Origin of the sequence: Novosphingobium cyanobacteriorum (genome assembly GCF_029436685.1) — a bacterium.
In the GTDB taxonomy this organism is placed as follows: Bacteria; Pseudomonadota; Alphaproteobacteria; order Sphingomonadales; family Sphingomonadaceae; genus Novosphingobium; species Novosphingobium cyanobacteriorum.
Map to the genome: position 1 here is coordinate 242,143 of NZ_JAROCY010000001.1, position 17,469 is coordinate 259,611.

General features: G+C 65.8%; 20 protein-coding genes and 2 riboswitches. Of the genes, 16 read left to right on the top strand and 4 right to left on the bottom strand.

Annotated features, from left to right (window positions below):
• Positions 1-183 precede the first annotated feature (183 nt).
• The 14 genes from POM99_RS01135 (at position 184) to gcvPB (ending at position 11,918) form a co-directional block, all read left to right on the top strand.
• Entirely contained in the window at positions 184-306 is a 123-nt protein-coding gene (locus POM99_RS01135) for an aa3-type cytochrome c oxidase subunit IV (RefSeq protein ID WP_277275075.1), read from the top strand.
• A 6-nt stretch (positions 307-312) separates the two neighbouring features.
• Positions 313-1,443, top strand: a complete 1,131-nt coding sequence (locus POM99_RS01140) for an NAD(P) transhydrogenase subunit alpha (RefSeq protein WP_277274899.1) — start codon at positions 313-315, stop codon at positions 1,441-1,443.
• Complete coding sequence (locus POM99_RS01145) at positions 1,440-1,841, top strand: hypothetical protein (protein WP_277274900.1); 402 nt, start codon at positions 1,440-1,442, stop codon at positions 1,839-1,841. The genes POM99_RS01140 and POM99_RS01145 overlap by 4 nt, the downstream gene beginning before the upstream one ends.
• A 1-nt stretch (position 1,842) precedes the next feature.
• Entirely contained in the window at positions 1,843-2,127 is a 285-nt protein-coding gene (locus POM99_RS01150; RefSeq protein ID WP_225007534.1) for an NAD(P) transhydrogenase subunit alpha part 2, read from the top strand.
• Positions 2,127-3,542 (top strand): NAD(P)(+) transhydrogenase (Re/Si-specific) subunit beta, encoded by a 1,416-nt coding sequence (locus tag POM99_RS01155; RefSeq protein ID WP_277274901.1) that lies wholly within the window; start codon positions 2,127-2,129, stop codon positions 3,540-3,542. The genes POM99_RS01150 and POM99_RS01155 overlap by 1 nt, the downstream gene beginning before the upstream one ends.
• Positions 3,543-3,621: 79 nt before the next feature.
• Positions 3,622-4,014, top strand: coding sequence for a hypothetical protein (locus tag POM99_RS01160; protein WP_277274902.1), 393 nt, complete (start codon positions 3,622-3,624; stop codon positions 4,012-4,014).
• Positions 4,015-4,159: 145 nt separating this feature from the next.
• Entirely contained in the window at positions 4,160-4,852 is a 693-nt protein-coding gene (locus POM99_RS01165) for an aspartate/glutamate racemase family protein (protein ID WP_277274903.1), read from the top strand.
• Positions 4,853-4,907: 55 nt separating this feature from the next.
• Positions 4,908-5,315, top strand: a complete 408-nt coding sequence (locus POM99_RS01170) for an endonuclease domain-containing protein (RefSeq protein ID WP_277275076.1) — start codon at positions 4,908-4,910, stop codon at positions 5,313-5,315.
• The gene (locus tag POM99_RS01175) at positions 5,315-6,481 is read left to right on the top strand and encodes a deoxyguanosinetriphosphate triphosphohydrolase (RefSeq protein ID WP_277274905.1); all 1,167 of its coding nucleotides are present in this window, start codon (positions 5,315-5,317) and stop codon (positions 6,479-6,481) included. Before POM99_RS01170 ends, POM99_RS01175 begins: the two co-directional genes overlap by 1 nt.
• Positions 6,474-7,148, top strand: coding sequence for an NAD(P)H-binding protein (locus POM99_RS01180; protein WP_277274906.1), 675 nt, complete (start codon positions 6,474-6,476; stop codon positions 7,146-7,148). Before POM99_RS01175 ends, POM99_RS01180 begins: the two co-directional genes overlap by 8 nt.
• 76 nt (positions 7,149-7,224) lie before the next feature.
• Positions 7,225-7,328, top strand: a riboswitch (glycine riboswitch).
• A riboswitch (glycine riboswitch) is annotated at positions 7,329-7,470 on the top strand.
• A 32-nt stretch (positions 7,471-7,502) separates the two neighbouring features.
• Positions 7,503-8,639 (top strand): glycine cleavage system aminomethyltransferase GcvT, encoded by a 1,137-nt coding sequence (gene gcvT, locus POM99_RS01185; protein WP_277274907.1) that lies wholly within the window; start codon positions 7,503-7,505, stop codon positions 8,637-8,639.
• Positions 8,639-9,010 (top strand): glycine cleavage system protein GcvH, encoded by a 372-nt coding sequence (gcvH, locus tag POM99_RS01190; RefSeq protein ID WP_277274908.1) that lies wholly within the window; start codon positions 8,639-8,641, stop codon positions 9,008-9,010. The genes gcvT and gcvH overlap by 1 nt, the downstream gene beginning before the upstream one ends.
• Positions 9,010-10,368: an aminomethyl-transferring glycine dehydrogenase subunit GcvPA gene (gcvPA, locus tag POM99_RS01195; protein ID WP_277274909.1), complete on the top strand. Its 1,359-nt coding sequence runs from the start codon at positions 9,010-9,012 to the stop codon at positions 10,366-10,368. Before gcvH ends, gcvPA begins: the two co-directional genes overlap by 1 nt.
• Complete coding sequence (gene gcvPB / locus POM99_RS01200; protein WP_277274910.1) at positions 10,365-11,918, top strand: aminomethyl-transferring glycine dehydrogenase subunit GcvPB; 1,554 nt, start codon at positions 10,365-10,367, stop codon at positions 11,916-11,918. The genes gcvPA and gcvPB overlap by 4 nt, the downstream gene beginning before the upstream one ends.
• A gap of 75 nt (positions 11,919-11,993) precedes the next feature.
• Here gcvPB and POM99_RS01205 read toward each other — a convergent pair whose 3' ends face one another.
• The 4 genes from POM99_RS01205 to POM99_RS01220 all read right to left on the bottom strand — a co-directional run bounded on the left by POM99_RS01205 (position 11,994) and on the right by POM99_RS01220 (position 16,255).
• Positions 11,994-12,107 carry an entericidin A/B family lipoprotein gene (locus tag POM99_RS01205; protein WP_438822977.1) on the bottom strand — a complete coding sequence of 38 codons (114 nt, stop codon included), beginning with the start codon at positions 12,105-12,107 and terminating at the stop codon, positions 11,994-11,996.
• Positions 12,108-12,174: 67 nt separating this feature from the next.
• Complete coding sequence (locus POM99_RS01210; RefSeq protein ID WP_277274913.1) at positions 12,175-13,116, bottom strand: DMT family transporter; 942 nt, start codon at positions 13,114-13,116, stop codon at positions 12,175-12,177.
• 87 nt (positions 13,117-13,203) lie between these two features.
• Positions 13,204-14,727, bottom strand: a complete 1,524-nt coding sequence (locus tag POM99_RS01215) for a TadA family conjugal transfer-associated ATPase (RefSeq protein WP_277274914.1) — start codon at positions 14,725-14,727, stop codon at positions 13,204-13,206.
• Positions 14,728-14,824: 97 nt separating this feature from the next.
• On the bottom strand, positions 14,825-16,255 hold the full coding sequence (locus POM99_RS01220) for an ArnT family glycosyltransferase (protein WP_277274915.1): 1,431 nt from the start codon (positions 16,253-16,255) through the stop codon (positions 14,825-14,827).
• Between POM99_RS01220 and POM99_RS01225 the strand changes: the two genes are divergently transcribed.
• Together POM99_RS01225 and POM99_RS01230 are read left to right on the top strand one after the other, a co-directional pair.
• A complete protein-coding gene (locus POM99_RS01225; RefSeq protein WP_277274916.1) occupies positions 16,256-16,564 on the top strand; it encodes a hypothetical protein in 309 nt (102 codons plus the stop codon). It abuts the gene before it with no gap.
• A 1-nt stretch (position 16,565) separates the two neighbouring features.
• Complete coding sequence (locus POM99_RS01230) at positions 16,566-17,468, top strand: DMT family transporter (RefSeq protein WP_277274917.1); 903 nt, start codon at positions 16,566-16,568, stop codon at positions 17,466-17,468.
• Position 17,469: the final 1 nt, after the last annotated feature.

Below are 17,469 nucleotides of genomic sequence, written 5' to 3' on the forward strand. Positions count from 1 at the left end.
GACGTGGTTATCGACCCCCGCTTTTGGATAGGCGGGCATTTTGAACAGGAGGCCCAGATAACGCATGGGTGGTAAAGACGCCCTTAAGCAGGACAGTGTGGTTGCCGCTTGAGCCGCAGCGCTGCGCACAGTAGAGACACCGCCAGACCGGGACATGGGTCCCCGGCAGATCAGGGAATGGGTATGGCTTCCGGAAACGACATGAAGGCCGCGACTGCGACCTACGAAGGCTTCGTCAATCTCATCAAGTACTCGACGCCCGTGATCGCCCTGATCGCGGCGTTCGTCGTCTACATCATCCAGTAAGCCGGCGTGGCGGGGGCAACCAGGATCGCCGTGCTGCGTGAACGCGCAGCTGGCGAAACGCGCGTTTCGGCAACGCCCGAAACGGTGAAGAAGTTCATCGCGCTGGGCGCATCGGTGGTGGTCGAGAGCGGGGCGGGCCTGTCTGCGTCGGTGTCTGACGACGAATACCGTGCTGCCGGGGCGGAGATCGTGGCCGATGGCGCGGCGCATGGCGCGGACATCGTGTTCGGCGTGCAGGGCCCCGCGCCAGAGCTGCTGACCGGCGCGAAGCCGGGCGCGTGGGTGGTTGCGGGCCTTGATCCCTTTGCCAAGCGGGCGCGCGTGGATGCCTATGCCGCCGCGGGCGTGGAGGCGCTGGCGATGGAGTTCATGCCGCGCATCACCCGTGCGCAGAGCATGGACATCCTGTCATCGCAATCCAACCTTGCCGGGTACAAGGCCGTGCTGGTTGCCGCCAATCTGTATGGCCGCGCGTTCCCGATGATGATGACTGCGGCGGGCACGGTATCCGCCGCCAAGGCCTTTGTCATGGGCGTGGGCGTGGCGGGTCTGCAGGCCATCGCCACTGCCCGCCGCCTGGGGGCGCAGGTTTCCGCCACCGACGTGCGCTCCGCCACCAAGGAGCAGATCCAGTCGCTCGGCGCCAAGCCGATCTTCGTGGAGAGCGTAAAGGGCATCGAGGGCGAAGGCGCGGGCGGCTATGCCACCGAAATGAGCGAGGAATACCAGAAGGCGCAGGCCGAGCTGGTTTCAAGCCACATCGCCAAGCAGGACATCGTGATCACCACGGCGCTGATCCCCGGCCGGCCCGCGCCGCGCCTGATCAGCGACGCGCAGATCGCCAGCATGAAGCCGGGCTCGGTCATCTTCGACCTGGCCGTGGCGCAGGGCGGCAACGTGGAAGGATCGGTGCCGGACCAGGTGGTGGAAAAGCATGGCGTGAAGATCGTCGGCTATTCCAACACGCCCGCGCACCTGCCGGCCGACGCATCGGCGCTGTTCAGCCGCAACCTCTACAACTTCCTCTCCGCCTTCTGGGACAAGGAGCAGGGCAAGCCCGTGCTCGACGAGGAAATCGGCAACGCCATCCGCCTGACGCAGGGCGGCAAGGTGGTGAACGAGAGGCTGCTCGGGTGATCGGGCTGCTCCTTGCCGCAGCCGCGGCCAGCGCGCAGCCCAGCCAGCCCGCCAATTCCGCCGTCGATCCGGCCAAGGCCGCGGCGCAGGCCGCCTATGCCGCGATGGAAGGCACGTGGAGCGTGGACCTGCGGCCGTCGTTGGACGATGCACCGTACAGCAAGCCGATGGTGCTGCACATTGCGGCCGACCGGTCGCTGACCGGCTCGTTCTATGAAAGCGACATTCTGGCGGGCCGGGTGGGCACCGCACAGGGCCGTTCGTGCGTGGCGTTTCGGACCACGGACGGCAACGGCTTCTATCACACGTCAGCCTGCCTGGTCGAAGGCAAGATGGTCGGCATGACCTGGTCGGAAGGGCGCGGCTTCGTCCTGCCCTGGACCGCCACGAGGGGGTAACATGGACTTCATTTCAATCCTGAGCATCTTCGTGATGGCCTGCTTCGTGGGCTATTACGTGGTGTGGTCGGTTACGCCGGCCCTGCATACCCCGCTGATGGCGGTGACCAATGCGATCTCCTCGGTGATCGTGGTTGGCGCACTCGTCGCTGCAGCGGCCGAAGGTTCGGCTGTTTCCAAGTGGCTCGGCCTTGGCGCGGTGGTGCTGGCTTCGGTCAACATCTTCGGCGGCTTCGCCGTGACCGAGCGCATGCTTGCGATGTACAAGAAGAAGGAGAAGAAGTGATGGCACACGTCACCGCCACTCCTTCGTGGGCGATGCTCGCCTACCTGATCGCCGGCGTGCTGTTCATTCTGGCGCTGCGCGGGCTTTCCAGCCCGGCGACGAGCCGTGCGGGCAACCGCTATGGCATGATCGGCATGACCATCGCGATGGTCACCACCCTGCTGACGCACGGCATCGCCAGCCTGCCGGAGATCGCGGGCGCGCTCGCCATCGGCGGGGGCGTGGGGTTTGTCACCGCGCGCAAGATCAAGATGACCGACATGCCGCAGCTGGTGGCTGCGTTCCACTCGCTGGTTGGCCTTGCGGCGGTGCTGGTGGGCCTTGCCGCCTACCTGAACCCCGGCGCGTTCGGCATCCTGGGTGCGGACGGCACGATCGAGCCGCAGAGCCGGATCGAGATGGGCCTGGGCATCGCCATCGGTGCGATCACGTTCTCGGGCTCGATCATCGCGTTCCTGAAGCTGGCCGGCAAGATGAGCGGTTCGCCGATCCTGCTGCCGGGCCGCCATGTGCTGAACCTTGGCACGCTGATCGCGATCCTCGGCCTGGTGGCGTACTTTACGCAGGACCAGAGCCAGTGGGTGATCGCGACGATCACGGTGCTGTCGTTCATCATCGGCTTCCTGCTGATCATCCCGATCGGCGGCGCGGACATGCCGGTGGTCGTCTCGATGCTCAACTCGTATTCGGGCTGGGCCGCGGCGGCGATGGGCTTTACCCTGCACAACACCGCGATGATCATCACCGGCGCACTGGTGGGCTCTTCGGGTGCGATCCTTTCCTACATCATGTGCAAGGCAATGAACCGCGGGTTCCTGAGCGTGATCGCGGGCGGCTTTGGCGCGGAGGCGGCGGCCACTGGCGGAGCGGCCAAGGAGCAGCGCCCGTGGAAGCGCGGCAGCGCAGAAGACGCGGCCTACATGATGAAGGAAGCCGAGAACGTCATCATCATCCCCGGCTATGGCATGGCGGTTTCGCAGGCCCAGCACGCGCTGCGTGAAATGGGCGACGTGCTGAAGAAGGAAGGCGTCAACGTGAAGTACGCCATCCACCCGGTGGCGGGCCGCATGCCCGGGCACATGAACGTGCTGCTGGCCGAAGCCAACGTACCCTATGACGAAGTGTTCGAGCTGGAGGACATCCAGAGCGAGTTCGCGCAGGCGGACGTGGCCTTCATCATCGGCGCCAACGACGTGGTCAACCCGGCGGCGAAGACCGACAAGTCATCGCCCATCTACGGTATGCCGGTGTTCGACGTGGACAAGGCCAAGACGATCTTCTTCGTCAAGCGCAGCATGGGCGGCGTGGGCTATGCCGGCGTGGACAACGATGTGTTCTACATGGACCAGACCATGATGCTGCTGGCCGACGCCAAGAAGATGGTGGAGGACATCGTCAAGGCGCTGGCGCACTGATGCAAGTTTGCGTGGGTATCCTTCGACAGGCTCAGGATGAGCGGGGTTGGGGGATTGGGCTGTGCTTGGGGACTACTCCGTGATTAAGGCCCAGACCTCAACCGCTGGTGGTGAGCTTGTCGAACCACCGCAGCGCCGCGATCGGATAAGCGCGATAGCCTTGATTCTCGCGGTCGGCATGGCCTTCGGCCTGACCGGGTGCGTTTCCAAGCTTGCGGAGGGCCGGGTTCGCTCGGCCCTCGTTGCGTCGGGGCTGTCTGACGCCAATGCAGCGTGCATGGCGGAGCGGATGACCGACCGGCTGAGCATTGGCCAGCTGCGCAAGCTGCAGGCGCTGCAGGGGCCGAAGCGGTCATTGGCAGACTGGACTGCGGCTGTGCGCAGGGTGGGGGACCGGCAGCTGATCGAGGTGACGGGCAGTTCGGCGCTGCTGTGCGCGACGGGCTTTGCCCCGGAGAAGAAGCGGCGTTGATCGCCTCGTGTCTCGACTTCGCTCGACACGAACGGAGAGGCGGTGGATGGTCGCTGGTTTCGGGTGAATAGCGCCGCGCATCGGCTGGACCTGATCGGCGGGGTTGCGTAAGGCCGGGGCCTGACTTCCCTGGGGAGAATGGGACTTGCGCAAGATCGGCCTGATCGGCGGGATGAGCTGGGTTTCGACCCGCACCTACTATGAACACATCAACCGGCTGGTGCAGGCGCGCACCAGCAAGCTTTCCAGCGCGCCGATGCTGATCGAGAGCCTGGATTTCGCGGGCCTGTCGAAGCTGACCAGCGCCGAGGAATGGGACCGTGCGGCGCAGGTGCTGGGCGAGAGCGCGCAGCGGCTGGAGCAGGCGGGGGCGACCGCGATCCTGATTGGCGCCAATTCCATGCACAAGGTTTACGACCGCATCGCCAGCGCGGTGGGCGTGCCGGTGATCCACATCGCCGATGTGGTGGGCGAACGCATGAAGGCGAACGGGGTGAAGACCGCCGCGCTGATCGGATCGCGCAACGTGATGGTGGAAAGCTTCTACCGCAAGCGGCTTGTGGCGCATGGGGTGACGCTGCTGCCGCCGGTGATGGACAACGTGGATGAGACCGACCGCATCATCTACGAAGAGCTGATGCAGGGCCGCGCCACGCGCAGCGCCGAGCGCACCTTCAAGACGATGATCACCAACATGGACCAGGCCGGGGCCGAAGCGGTGGTGCTGGGCTGCACCGAGCTGGACATGGTGATCGACGTGGATGCCAACGTGCTGCCGATCTACGATGGCACCCGCATCCATGCCGAAGCGGCGGTGGACTGGATCCTCGGAGACTGAATTATCCTCCCCCATCGGGGGAGGGGGACCGCCGAAGGCGGTGGTGGGGGTGGCGATGCGCAACCACAGCGAGAGCGCACTGAGAAGTGCGCGCCGACTGCGCCGTGAGATGTCGCTGCCCGAGGTGCTGCTGTGGCGGTCGCTGCGGGACAGGCCGATGGACGTCAAATTTCGGCGCCAGCACCCTTTGGGGGATTACGTGGTGGACTTCTTTTGCTCGGCGGCAAGGTTGATTGTCGAGATCGACGGGATCGCCCACGATATGGGTCAACGCCCCTTGAGTGACCACCGAAGGGATAGAGCATTGATGGATGCCGGTTTCAGGGTTGTACGGATTCCGGCGGCGGATGTGTTGCGCAATGCAGACGAAGTTGCCGATTCACTCGTCAGATTGTGTCTGGCCTCGCCCCCTCCGTCAGGTGCTGCGCACCTGCCACCTCCCCCGATGGGGGAGGATCTCTGATGGAGCGGGCGGTTTATGCTTCGGATCCGGCGCGGTCGCGCGGGCGCGAGTTCGGGCTGGAACCGGAGACGGCGCGGGGGCCGCGTACCGCGTTCCAGCGAGACCGGGACCGGATCATCCATTCGATCGCTTTCCGGCGGCTGCGCCACAAGACGCAGGTGTTCGTGGCGCCGGATGGCGACCATTACCGCGTGCGGCTGACCCACAGCCTGGAAGTGGCGCAGATTGGCCGGGTGATCGCGCGGTCGCTGGGGCTGGACGAGGACCTGACCGAAGCGCTGTGCCTGGCGCACGATATCGGCCACCCGCCCTTTGGCCATGCGGGCGAGGACGCGCTGGAAGAGGCGCTGGCGGGGCATGGCGGGTTTGACCACAACGCCAACACCCTGCGCGTGCTGATGCGGATGGAAAGCCCATATTGCGGGCACGAGGGCGTGAACCTAACATGGGAGATGCTGGAGGGCCTGGCCAAGCACAATGGTCCGGTGAAGCGCGCGCCGTGGGCGCTGGCGGAACTGGATGCGGCGTTTCCGCTGGAGCTTTCCAGCCACGCTTCGCTGGAGGCGCAGGTGGCGGCGATTTCGGACGACATCGCCTATGACAACCACGACATTGACGACGGGCTGCGCGCCGGGTTCCTGACGTTGGACGACCTGCTGGAACTGCCATCCATCGCGGCGCAGTGGGCGCGGATCGAGGAGCGGTTTCCGGGTGGCCCGCGCGAGCGCCTGCAGCGCGAGCTGGTGCGTGGGCAGATCGGGCGCATGGTCAACGATGTGCTGGCCGAAACGCAGCGGCGGATCGCGGAAAGCGGGGCGCAGAGCGTGGAGGACGTGCGCGCGGCGGGCCGGGCGCTGTGCGGGTTTTCCGACGGGATGCGCAAGGAAGAGCGCGCGCTGAAGAAGTTCATGTATGCGCGGCTCTATCTCCACCCGGAACAGGTGCAGACGGCGGAGCGGGCCAAGGCGGTGATCGCGGCGCTGTTTGCCGCCTATCGGGACGATCCGGGCCTGTTGCCCGAGGCGTGGCAGGCGGATCTGCCGGCCGAGGAGCCGGGGCGCAGCCGCAGGATTGCGGACTATATCGCGGGCATGACCGATCGCTATGCCATGGACAGCTATGCCCGCGTGTTCGGGCGTGAGGCGGAGGGGCTGCGCAATGTCTGACACCATCAGGATGGTTCTGGTGGGGGCGACCGGGCTGATCGGGCGATCGGTGATCGAGCGCGCTGTCGGGCAGCCGGGGCTGGAACTGACGGCGGTGGCGCGGCGCGAGATGCCGCTGCCGCCGGGCGCGCGGATGCAGATGCTGCTTTCGGACACCAGCCACTGGGACGACGCCATAGCAGCGGGACGACCGCATGTGGTGGTGATCGCGCTGGGCACCACGATCAGGACAGTGGGTGGCGACAAGGCCGCGTTCCGCGCGGTGGACCACGACCTGGTGCTGCAGTGCGCGCGGGCGGCCAAGGCGGCGGGGGCGCGGCAGCTGATCGTGGTGTCCTCGGTCGGGGCGCGGATGGCGTCCAAGAACTTCTACCTGCAGGTGAAGGGGGAGGTGGAGGACCAGCTGGCCAAGCTCCGCTTCGATCGGCTCGATATCCTGCGTCCCGGCCTGCTGCGCGGGCGGCGCGAGGGGCCGGTGCGCTGGGGTGAGCGGATCGGCATGGTGGTCAGCCCTTTGGCCGACCTGCTGATGCAGGGATCGCTGCGGCCCTATCGATCGGTGAAGGCGGAGCGCCTGGCCGAGGTGATCCTGGCGCTGGCGGGGGCCAGGGTGAAAGGGCGTTTCGTGCATCAACACGATGAATTCGAACGCCTTTTGCGCCGCTGAGAGCGGGCATTCCACAGCATAGGCGGTCTCAACCTGTTGACTTTGCAGGCGCTGACGGGCGATGGGCGTCCCTGTCGCTGATCGCGCGGGAGAGTTCCTGCGATTCGGGTAACCGGGTTGCAGGGCGCCGAAGGAGCAACCGCCCCGGAATCTCTCAGGCCAAAGGACCGCGTGGATCGACAGTGACGCTCTGGAAAGTGCCGCTTCCCATAAGGGGAGGGCCGCCGAAGGGGTAACCCCAAGCGCCCGCGAGAGGGCGTAGCGCCCTTGCGAGAGGGGGCGTGGGGGAAAGCTCTCAGGTTTCCGTGACAGAGGGGGCACCGAATGGTGCGACCCTGTGCGGAGACCGGATTTGTGAGCGACACATACGAAATTTCATCTGACGCAACGCCAGGTCCGCTGACCTTGCCGCTCGATGCCTGGCACCGTGCGCGTGGTGGGCGGATGGTGCCCTTTGCCGGTTATTCCATGCCGGTGCAGTATGAAGGCATCATCGCGGAGCACCTGTGGACGCGCGAAAGCGCCGGGTTCTTCGACGTTTCGCACATGGGGCAGCTCTATGTGGCGGGCGAGGGCGCCGAGGCCGCGCTCGAGGCGCTGCTGCCGATCGACCTGCGGACGCTGCGCGTGGGCGGGGTGCGCTATTCGCTGCTGCTCGACGACTTCGGCGGGGTGATCGACGACCTGATGGTAACGCGCTGGGAAAGCGGGTTCTACCTGGTGGTGAACGGCGCGACCAAGCATGGCGACATCGCGTGGATCGAGGAGCGGCTGCCGGAAAGCGTGAAGTTGACGCACCTGACAGACAATGCCTTGTTCGCGCTGCAAGGGCCGAAGGCGGTCGAGGCGCTGGAGCCGTTGGCCGCTGGCGTGGCGGCACTGGGCTTCATGCAAGGCGGAGCGTTCAAGCTGGGCGGCGTGGACGCGCGGATCAGCCGGTCCGGCTATACCGGCGAGGACGGCTTCGAGATCGCGGTGCCGGCGGCCGAGGCCGAAGCGGTGGCGGAGCTGATCTGCGCACAGCCGCAGGTCAAGCCGATCGGTTTGGGGGCGCGGGATTCGCTGCGGCTGGAGGCGGGGCTGCCGCTTTATGGCCACGACCTTTCGCGCGAGATCGAGCCGGTTGAGGCCGGCCTCACCTTTGCCATCGGCAAGCGTCGCCGCGCCGAGGGCGGCTTTCCGGGCGCGGAACGCGTGCAGGAGGCGCTGCTGGAAGGGCCGGCACGCCGCCGGGTGGGCCTTGTGCTGGAAGGACGGATGGCCGCGCGCGAGGGCGCGGCCGTGCTGATGGGCGCAGAGCGCATCGGCACCGTCACTTCGGGCGGGTTCTCGCCCAGCATGGGCCAGCCGATCGCCATGGCGTTCGTCTCAGCCGAGCATGCCGCGCCTGACACCAATCTTCATCTCGACGTGCGGGGGCGCAGCATTGCCGCGACCATCGTACCCCTGCCGTTCGTTCCCCATCGCTATGTTCGCAAAGGAGCTGCCTGATGCCCCGTTATTTCACCCAGGACCACGAATGGATCGACGTTGACGGCACCGCCGCCACGGTGGGCATCACCGATTACGCGCAGGGCCAGCTGGGCGATATCACGTTTGTTGAACTGCCTGCCGCTGGTGCGGACCTGGGCAAGGGCGACAGCGTGTGCGTGGTGGATTCGGTGAAGGCCGCCAGCGACGTGTACAGCCCGGTTTCGGGCGCGGTGACCGACCTGAACGAGGCGCTGGCGGAGCAGCCTGAGCTGGTGAACAGCGCCGCCGAGAGTGACGGCTGGCTGTGGAAGATGACGCTGGCCGATGCGGGCGAGCTGGACGCGCTGATGGACGAGGCGGCGTACCAGACCTACGTGGCGGGGCTGTAATGCGCTATCTCCCGCTGAGCGATAACGATCGCGCCGGCATGCTGGCGACGATCGGCGCAGGGTCCATCGATGACCTGTTCGCCGACGTGTCCGAGGCGGCACGCCTGCCCGGCCCGATCCCGGGGCTGCCCGATCATGCCGGTGAAATGGCGGTGGAGCGGCACATGAGCCGGCTTGCCGCGGAAAGCGTGCCGGCGGGTTCCGTGCCGTTCTTCCTGGGCGCGGGCGCCTATCGCCATCATGTGCCGGCCTCGGTCGATCATCTGATCCAGCGCGGCGAGTTCCTGACCGCGTACACGCCCTACCAGCCCGAGATTGCGCAGGGCACGCTGCAGGTGCTGTTCGAATTCCAGACGCAGGTGGCGCGGCTGCTGGGCACGGAAGTGGCCAACGCCTCGCTTTATGACGGATCGACCGCGTGCTGGGAGGCGATTGCCATGGCCGGGCGGATCACCCGCCGCAGCCGGGCCGTTATTTCCGGCGGGCTGCATCCCCATTATGTGGAAACGGCGCGCACGATGGCGAAGTTCACCGGTGACGTGCTCGACACGCGCCTGCCGGAGCTGAGCGCCGCGACCGACGATGACGCGGTTATCGCAGCCATCGACGGTGCGACATCATGCGTGGTGGTGCAGTATCCCGACGTTTTGGGCCGCGTGCCCGACCTGAAGCGGATTGCAGCAGCGGCGCAGGCCAACGGCGCGCTGCTGGTGGCGGTGGTGACGGAGCCGGTGGCGCTGGGACTTCTGGAAAGCCCGGGTGCGCTGGGGGCCGACATTGTGGTGGGCGAAGGCCAGGCGATCGGCGTGGGCCTGCAGTTCGGCGGGCCGTACCTTGGCCTGTTCGGCTGCCGCGAAAAGTTCGTTCGGCAGATGCCGGGGCGCCTTTGCGGCGAGACGGTGGACGCCGATGGCAAGCGCGGCTTCGTGCTGACGCTGTCCACGCGCGAACAGCACATCCGGCGCGAAAAGGCGACGAGCAACATCTGCACCAATTCCGGCCTCTGCGCGCTGGCTTTCTCGATCCACCTGACGCTGCTGGGCGGCACCGGGCTGGATCGCATGGCGCGCGCGAGCCACGCGCAGGCGGTGAAGACCGCACGCGCGCTGGCGCAGGTGCCGGGCGTTTCGGTTGTGAACGGGGCGTACTTCAACGAATTCGCGGTGGTCCTGCCGCGCGATGCGCGCGCCGTGGTGCGCGAGCTGGCCGACCGGCAGGTGCTGGGCGGGGTGTCGCTTGGGCGGCTCTATCCGGGGGTGGATGGGCTGGCCAACGGCCTGCTCGTCACCGCCACCGAATGCACCAGCGACGAGGATATCGCGGCGCTGGTTTCCGCACTGAAGGAGGTGCTGGCATGAACGAGCTGAACCCATCGGGCTGGCGCCCATCGACGGGTGAGATCGGCACTGTAGACGTGCCGCCGACCTTCACCGGCAATCGCGCGCTGCAGCTGGAAGAACCACTGATCTTCGAGATCGGATCGGTGGACCAATGCGGCGTGGATCTGCCCGATGCCGATGACGAAGTTCTGCCCGGGCTGCCGCTGCGCGCCGCGCCTGTGGACCTGCCGGGCCTTTCCGAACCGGAAGCGGTGCGGCACTACACGCGCCTTTCGCGGCAGAACTATGCCATCGACCTGGGCCTGTTCCCGCTGGGCAGCTGCACGATGAAGCACAACCCCCGGCTGAACGAGAAGGTGGCGCGGCTGCCCGGTTTTGCCGATGTGCACCCGCTGCAGCCGCAGCAGACCGTTCAGGGCGCGCTGAAAGCCATGAACGAGCTGGCGCACTGGCTGATCACGCTGACCGGCATGCACGGCGTGGCGATGACACCGAAGGCTGGCGCGCACGGCGAGCTGTGCGGGCTGCTGTGCATCCGGGCGGCGCTGGAAGCGCGGGGCGACCTGCGCGAAGTGATCCTTGTGCCCGAAAGCGCGCACGGCACCAATCCGGCGACGGCGGCATTCGCCGGGTTCCGGGTGGAGAACATCCCGGCGACGGCGGAGGGCCGGGTCGATCTTGCGGCGCTGACGGCGCGGCTGGGGCCGGACGTTGCCGGGGTGATGATCACCAACCCCAACACCTGCGGCCTGTTTGAGTGCGACATGAAGGCCATTTCCGACGCGGTGCATGTCGCAGGCGGATACGTCTATTGCGACGGTGCAAACTTCAACGCGATTGTCGGGCGGGTGCGGCCGGGTGACCTGGGCGTAGACGCCATGCACATCAACCTGCACAAGACCTTTTCCACCCCGCATGGCGGTGGTGGGCCGGGGTCCGGGCCGGTGGTTCTGTCCGAAGCGCTGGCGCCGTTCGGGCCGCTGCCGTTCTCGGCGCGGCAGGCAGACGGTTCGGTGCGTCTGGTGGAGGAAGAGAACGCGGCCGAGGAAGGGCATTCGCAGGCCTTTGGCCGGATGTGCGCTTTCCACGGACAGATGGGCATGTACACCCGTGCGCTCGCCTATATCCTCAGCCACGGGGCCGATGGCCTGCGCCAGGTTTCGGGCGATGCGGTGCTCAACGCCAACTATGTGCTGCGCAGCCTGGACGATGTGCTGGATGCTCCGTTCGGGGCGGCCGGGCCCTGCATGCACGAGGCGCTGTTCAGCGACGATGGCTTTGCCGAAGGCTTTTCCACGCTGGATCTTGCCAAGGGTCTGATCGACGAGGGGTTCCACCCGATGACGGTCTATTTCCCGCTGGTGGTGCACGGTGCCATGCTGGTGGAGCCGACCGAGACCGAGAGCAAGGCGGCGCTGGACCAGTTCATCGGCGCCATGCGGTCACTGGCGCAAAGGGCGAAGGCGGGCGATCCGGCCTTGAAGAGCGCCCCGCACATGGCACCACGGCGACGGCTGGACGAGACGCTGGCCGCGCGCAAGCCCAAGCTGGTCTGGCGCGAAGCCTGATCCGCAGGTCCTTGAGACACAAAAAAGCCCCGCCGTGGTCATCCACGGCGGGGCTTTCGCGTGACCTGTGAAAGATCAGTGGATGGCGTCGGAGCCAGCCTGGCCGACCGACTGGATATCCTTGCCCGCGCCCTTCACGGTGTTGCAGGCGGCGGCACCCATCATCAGCGCGCCCATCACGGCGGCCATCATCATCTTGCGCATCATGGCTGTGATCCTTTGTAGCAGTGGTCCGGATGAGATCCGGTCCGAACGGCTAGGCAACGTCTGGCCGGGCCACGTGTTCCACGATGCTCTCGTCTTCGTGCGGAGCGCGTGAGCCGCGTCTGCGGGCAAGGGTGTGTTCCCGCCAGACGATGAGGAGGCTTGCGCCGATGATGATGGGGGCGCCAACCCATGTTGATGCCGGAGGCAGATGATCGAAGATCAGCCATCCCAGCAAGGTTGCCCAGGCAAGCTGGACGTAATCGACGACGATGACGCTGGCGACTTTGCCATAGCGCAGCGAAGAGGTCATCGCGATCTGGGCAAACAGCCCGGTCAGGCCAATCCCGACGATCATCAGCCAGCCAGCCAGATCGTGCCGGGAGCCGGTCAACAAAGCGCCGATGCCCAGAACCGGCGCGCTGATGGCCGAGAAGTAGAAAACGACGGTCAGTGGTTCCTCGGTCCGGCCCAGATCGCGCACCTGGACGGTGACAAGAGCGGTCATGAATGCTGCGCCGATGCCGACAGCAAGGCCGAAGGGCGGAATGACCGTCGCACCCGGCGCGGCGATGACCACGACACCCACAAGGCCCATCATCACGGCGCCCCAGCGCCAGATGCCGACGCGTTCATTCAGCATGAGCGCCGAGAGGATCACCGCAAACATCGGAGACGTGAAGCCAAGCACGGTGGCTTCGGCCAAGGGCAGGATGCGCACCACGCCGAGGGTGAGGAACATGCCCGTGCCGCCGATCAACGCACGACGGACATGGATCCACGGGCGCCTGGTCTTCAGGCGGTTTACGTCGCCACGTGAAGCCAGCCATGCCAGGATGGCCAAGGCCGGAAAGACCTGTCGCCAGAACAGCGTTTCAGGAAGCGAGATGCCGTGATCGCCGGTGAGCTTGACCAGCACCAGCATGACCGAAAACAGGACGGTCGCCGCCAGGCGGAGCGCAAGCGCGAGCATCGGGCGGTCGATTGTCTGCATGCAAGGCCCATAGGCCATGAACCGACGCGATCAAGCGCCCAATTGACGGCGGTCACGCCCTTAAAGGGATCGCGACCGCCCGATCATTCAGAGGCAGGCTTCGAGATAGGCCTGGTCAAAGCCGAACTGGCGGGCCTTTTCCAGCGTGTAGGGGCGCAGGCCCGATGCGCGGAATTCGCCGATGATCTTGCCATCCTCGCTCTCATCGAGATACTCGAACTTGAACAGTTCCTGCGTCACGATCACATCGCCTTCCATGCCGATCACCTCGGTGATGTTGGTGGTGCGGCGAGAACCATCGCGCAGGCGCTTGACCTGCACGATCAGGTCCACGGATTCGGCGATCTGGCGGCTGATGGCTTCCTTGGGGATCTTGATGTCGCCCATCAGGATCATGTTTTCCATACGGCCCAGGCATTCGCGCGGGCTGTTGGCGTGCAGCGTGCACATCGATCCATCGTGGCCGGTGTTCATCGCGGCGAGGAGGTCGAAGCACTCCGCGCCACGGATTTCGCCCAGGATGATGCGGTCAGGACGCATACGGAGGGCGTTCTTCACAAGATCGCCGATGGTGATGGCGCCCTGGCCTTCAAGGTTCGGCGGGCGGGTTTCCAGCGGCAGCCAGTGCGGCTGCTGCAGGCGGAGTTCGGCCGCGTCTTCGATGGTCAGCACGCGTTCGCCCGGGTCGATCATCTTCGACAGGGCGTTGAGCATGGTGGTTTTACCGGAGCCGGTACCGCCCGAGATCACGATGTTCATGCGGCAGGCGCCGGCAATCTTCAGCGCGGTGGCCATCTTGTCGGACATCGAGCCGAAATCGCGCAGCATGTCGATGGTGATCGGTTTTTCGGAAAATTTACGGATCGAGATGGCGGTGCCGCGAAGCGACAGCGGCGGGACGATCACGTTGACGCGGCTGCCGTCCTTGAGGCGGGCGTCGGCCAGCGGCGTGGTCTGGTCGACACGACGGCCGACCTGATTGACGATGCGCTGGGCGATCTGGAACAGGTGGCTTTCGTCGCGGAACCGGATCGGGGCGAGCTGGAGCTTGCCCTTCTTTTCGATGTAGGTCTGCTCCGGCCCGTTGACCATGATATCGGACACGTCGGGGTCGTTCAGCAGCTCTTCCAGCGGGCCGAAACCGAGCAGCTCGTCGATCAGCACCTTTTCCAGGGCGAACTGTTCGCGCCGGTTGAGCGTGACTTTCAGCTCGGCCAGCACTTCCATGATGATCGGGCGGAATTCCTCCGACAGCTCTTCCTTGGTGAGCGTGGCGGCGGCTTCGGGATCGACGCGTTCAAGCAGGCGCGGCAGCACCTGTTCCTTGATCTTGTGGACCGAGGCTTCGAAGCCTTCGGCCTGGTACTGGTTGTCCACCACGCCATTGGCGCGATCGGCCAGCCGGGTCAGCGCGTCGGCCTTGGCCGCGGCGGCGGTGATCGGCTGATCGACCATGTCCATGGGCGGCAGGGGAGGGAACTGGTCCCCACCCATGGGCACCGGCACCGGCGCGCCCGTTTCTCCCGCCTTCATCGGACGCGCAACGCCGAACGATGGCCGTCCTGCGGAACTGCCACCCCCGATCCCAGTCTTGCGGCCAAAAGCGCTCATGCAAACAATCCCGTAATCTGGTCCGCCATCATCGGCGGGCAATGGTCAGCGAAAGCTTCCTCAGAACGGTGAATACATCGGAAACCTTCATGAAATGCTAAGCAGGCCAGGGCTTCGGCAGCACCTTGCCGCTGCGGGCAGCGGCCGAAGGACATTGACGTCGATCCGGAGCCTGGTTCAGCGCGTAGATGTAGAACGTGAAGCTGTGCTCGAAGTCTGCGCCGGGCAGGGCGCAGACCAGGGTGTAGCGAGCCGTGACTTCCCGCTGCAGCATGGCGAAGGTGGTGCGGTTGTATTCCGGGCGCAGCGTGTCGGTCACGACGATCGCGTCCGGCGCCTGCGCCAGGACACGAGCGAGTTCCGCCACCGGATCGACGCCGATGGCAGGGGCCTCGTTGGACATGGCGAGGTGTTCGGGAAACACGAAACGGCCGGGCAGGCGGGCCTGCGTGGTGTGGTACAGCCATGGCGTGCCATCGTGGATATAGAGCGTGCCGTGCGGCATGTTGGCCCGAAGAACCTGCGTAACCCGCTCGAAACGCGCGGCGGACTGCGTGGCCTTGTCGAAATCGAACGACTGGCCATAGTGCAGCGCCCAGATCATCGAGACGACCGCGACGACCCTGCCGACGAGGCCGTGCGCGAACCACGGTGCTGCCGCGACGGCGAGCACCGGCACGAGCGGCAACGCATAGTGCGAATAGAAGTTTGGTACCGCCAGAAACCCGGCCAGTGCTGCCATCAGCCATCCGCGTATCAGCAGTGCGAAAGGCGAGCAGCCCTGCTCCTGCCGCGCCCGGACTTGCCCCAGCAAGGCACACGCCGTCAGCGGCAGACTCAACAGCAGCAGAAAACGCACGGTGTGCGCCCAGACCGCCGCGACCGAGCGCCCCTTGTGGAAGTTCGAGATGACGGTGGCCTGCCAGTAGGCTTCGAACTGACCATGGGCGATATACCATGCCATAGCGAGCACGGTCGGCAGCGAAGCCGCGACAGCCATGGGCACGAACAGGTGCAGCGTGCTGGATGCGGAGCGCGTGCGCGACCACTCCCGCCAGGCGAAGGCGAGGACAACGAAAGCGCCTTCGAACAGGGCGGTCGGCTTGAATGACACCGCAATTCCGCACAGCAGCGCGGCACCTATCGCATGCCGGTGGCGGATGCCGACCGGCAAGTCATCGAGGCCGCGGACCAGCAACGCCACCGCGCCAACCACGAAGAGGTTGTAGTAAACCGGTGACTGCCCGCCGCCGCCGAGCAATGGCTGCAGCCATGCGATGTAGGTCAAGCCTGCCAGGGCGGCACCGGTGCGGTCTGCCCAGCGCAGGGCAATCAGATGGATCAGATAAGCGGTTGCGGCAGTGAAGATGACCGCCGCGATCTGGAACGTCAGGACGGAGGTGGAAATACCGGCCAGCAGCCAGAAGAACGCGAACAGGCCAGGCGGCTTGCGATCCCAAATGTCGACATAGGGGGCGGCGCCGTGGTGCATGGCATCGCCCACCAGAAGGTAGAACGTCTCGTCCACATGGTAATCGGGATCGCCCAGCGCGTTGAACCGGACAAAGAGGGTGAAGGCGAGCAGGAGTGCTGGAACGCCAAGGGCCCGGACAGCCATGATGTTAAGGCCACGCCCGCCTTGCCCGCCGATGGCCATTGCCCCCGCCATGCCGATCCCCCGTTGGAGGCCGACTGCCTCCGAAGCAGGCAAACCTTAGCCAGTAAGTGGTTAACGCAAGGCAAACTCCTGCCGGTTCGCCCCTTGCAACGCATCGCTTCGGACATTGCCCTTGCCCTCGCGTGCGGCGACAAGGGCTTCAGCGATTCTGGAGAATGACTTGAAACAGAACGAGCGGTCCGGATTGCTGTTCGCCCTTGCCGGGTTTGCTGCGCTTTCGGTGGGGGACATCATCGTCAAGTCGATGGCGGGGATGTGGCCGGGGCCGGCGATCGCCACTTTCCGCTATATCGTCGGCGCATTCGGGCTGGGCACGATCCTGGCCTTCCGTGAAGGACCAGCCGGCTTTGCCCTGCCGGGGCTGAAGTGGCAGGCCCTGCGCGGGTTTGGCGTGGCGATTTCGGCGATGGCGTTCTTCTCGGCAGTGCAGCTGATGCCACTGGCCGAGGCCACGGCGATCCAGTTCACCAGCCCGATGATCACGGCCCTGCTGGCGGCGGCGATCCTGCGCGAACCGGCACGGCGATCGACCTGGATCGCCAGCGTTGTGGCGTTCATTGGCGTGCTGATCGTGCTGCGGCCCAACTTTGCGGTGCTGGGGGTCGTGGCGCTGCTGCCAGTCCTTTCGGCCTTCGGCATGGGCGTGCTGATGATAGGCAACCGTGCCGTGGCGGGCAGGGCCTCCGCGCTATCCATGCAGTTCAGCGTCGCCTTCATCGGGATGCTGTTCATGGGCGCCTTCGCGCTCGCTGGGCACCTCAGCGGCATTCCGATGCTGCATATCAGCGTGCCGCCATGGAGCGTGCTGGCGCGCGCCGGCTCCATCGCCTTTTCCGCAAGCTTTGCCCACACGATGATCTATCTGGCCACAACGCGCGCGGGCGCCGGCACGATTGCACCGATGACCTATATCCAGTTGCTGGTGGCTGGCATGTTCGGCTGGTTCATGTTCGGGGAACAACCGGATCTGACCGCGCTGGCCGGCGCGGGGATCATCGTTGCAGCGGGGCTTTACCTGTGGCGATCCGGCAAGGTTGTGGCCGAGCCGCAAGGCACGGACTGAC

Excerpts from the sequence above, each read along its gene's own strand:
- POM99_RS01135 (WP_277275075.1), top strand. The coding sequence starts at position 184 with ATGGCTTCCGGAAACGACATGAAGGCCGCGACTGCGACCTACGAAGGC.
- POM99_RS01150 (WP_225007534.1), top strand. The coding sequence starts at position 1,843 with ATGGACTTCATTTCAATCCTGAGCATCTTCGTGATGGCCTGCTTCGTG.
- POM99_RS01155 (WP_277274901.1), top strand. The coding sequence starts at position 2,127 with ATGGCACACGTCACCGCCACTCCTTCGTGGGCGATGCTCGCCTACCTG.
- POM99_RS01170 (WP_277275076.1), top strand. The coding sequence starts at position 4,908 with ATGCGCAACCACAGCGAGAGCGCACTGAGAAGTGCGCGCCGACTGCGC.
- POM99_RS01175 (WP_277274905.1), top strand. The coding sequence starts at position 5,315 with ATGGAGCGGGCGGTTTATGCTTCGGATCCGGCGCGGTCGCGCGGGCGC.
- POM99_RS01180 (WP_277274906.1), top strand. The coding sequence starts at position 6,474 with ATGTCTGACACCATCAGGATGGTTCTGGTGGGGGCGACCGGGCTGATC.
- gcvH (WP_277274908.1), top strand. The coding sequence starts at position 8,639 with ATGCCCCGTTATTTCACCCAGGACCACGAATGGATCGACGTTGACGGC.
- gcvPA (WP_277274909.1), top strand. The coding sequence starts at position 9,010 with ATGCGCTATCTCCCGCTGAGCGATAACGATCGCGCCGGCATGCTGGCG.
- gcvPB (WP_277274910.1), top strand. The coding sequence starts at position 10,365 with ATGAACGAGCTGAACCCATCGGGCTGGCGCCCATCGACGGGTGAGATC.
- POM99_RS01205 (WP_438822977.1), bottom strand. The coding sequence starts at position 12,107 with ATGGCCGCCGTGATGGGCGCGCTGATGATGGGTGCCGCCGCCTGCAAC.
- POM99_RS01210 (WP_277274913.1), bottom strand. The coding sequence starts at position 13,116 with ATGCAGACAATCGACCGCCCGATGCTCGCGCTTGCGCTCCGCCTGGCG.
- POM99_RS01215 (WP_277274914.1), bottom strand. The coding sequence starts at position 14,727 with ATGAGCGCTTTTGGCCGCAAGACTGGGATCGGGGGTGGCAGTTCCGCA.
- POM99_RS01225 (WP_277274916.1), top strand. The coding sequence starts at position 16,256 with ATGGTAATCGGGATCGCCCAGCGCGTTGAACCGGACAAAGAGGGTGAA.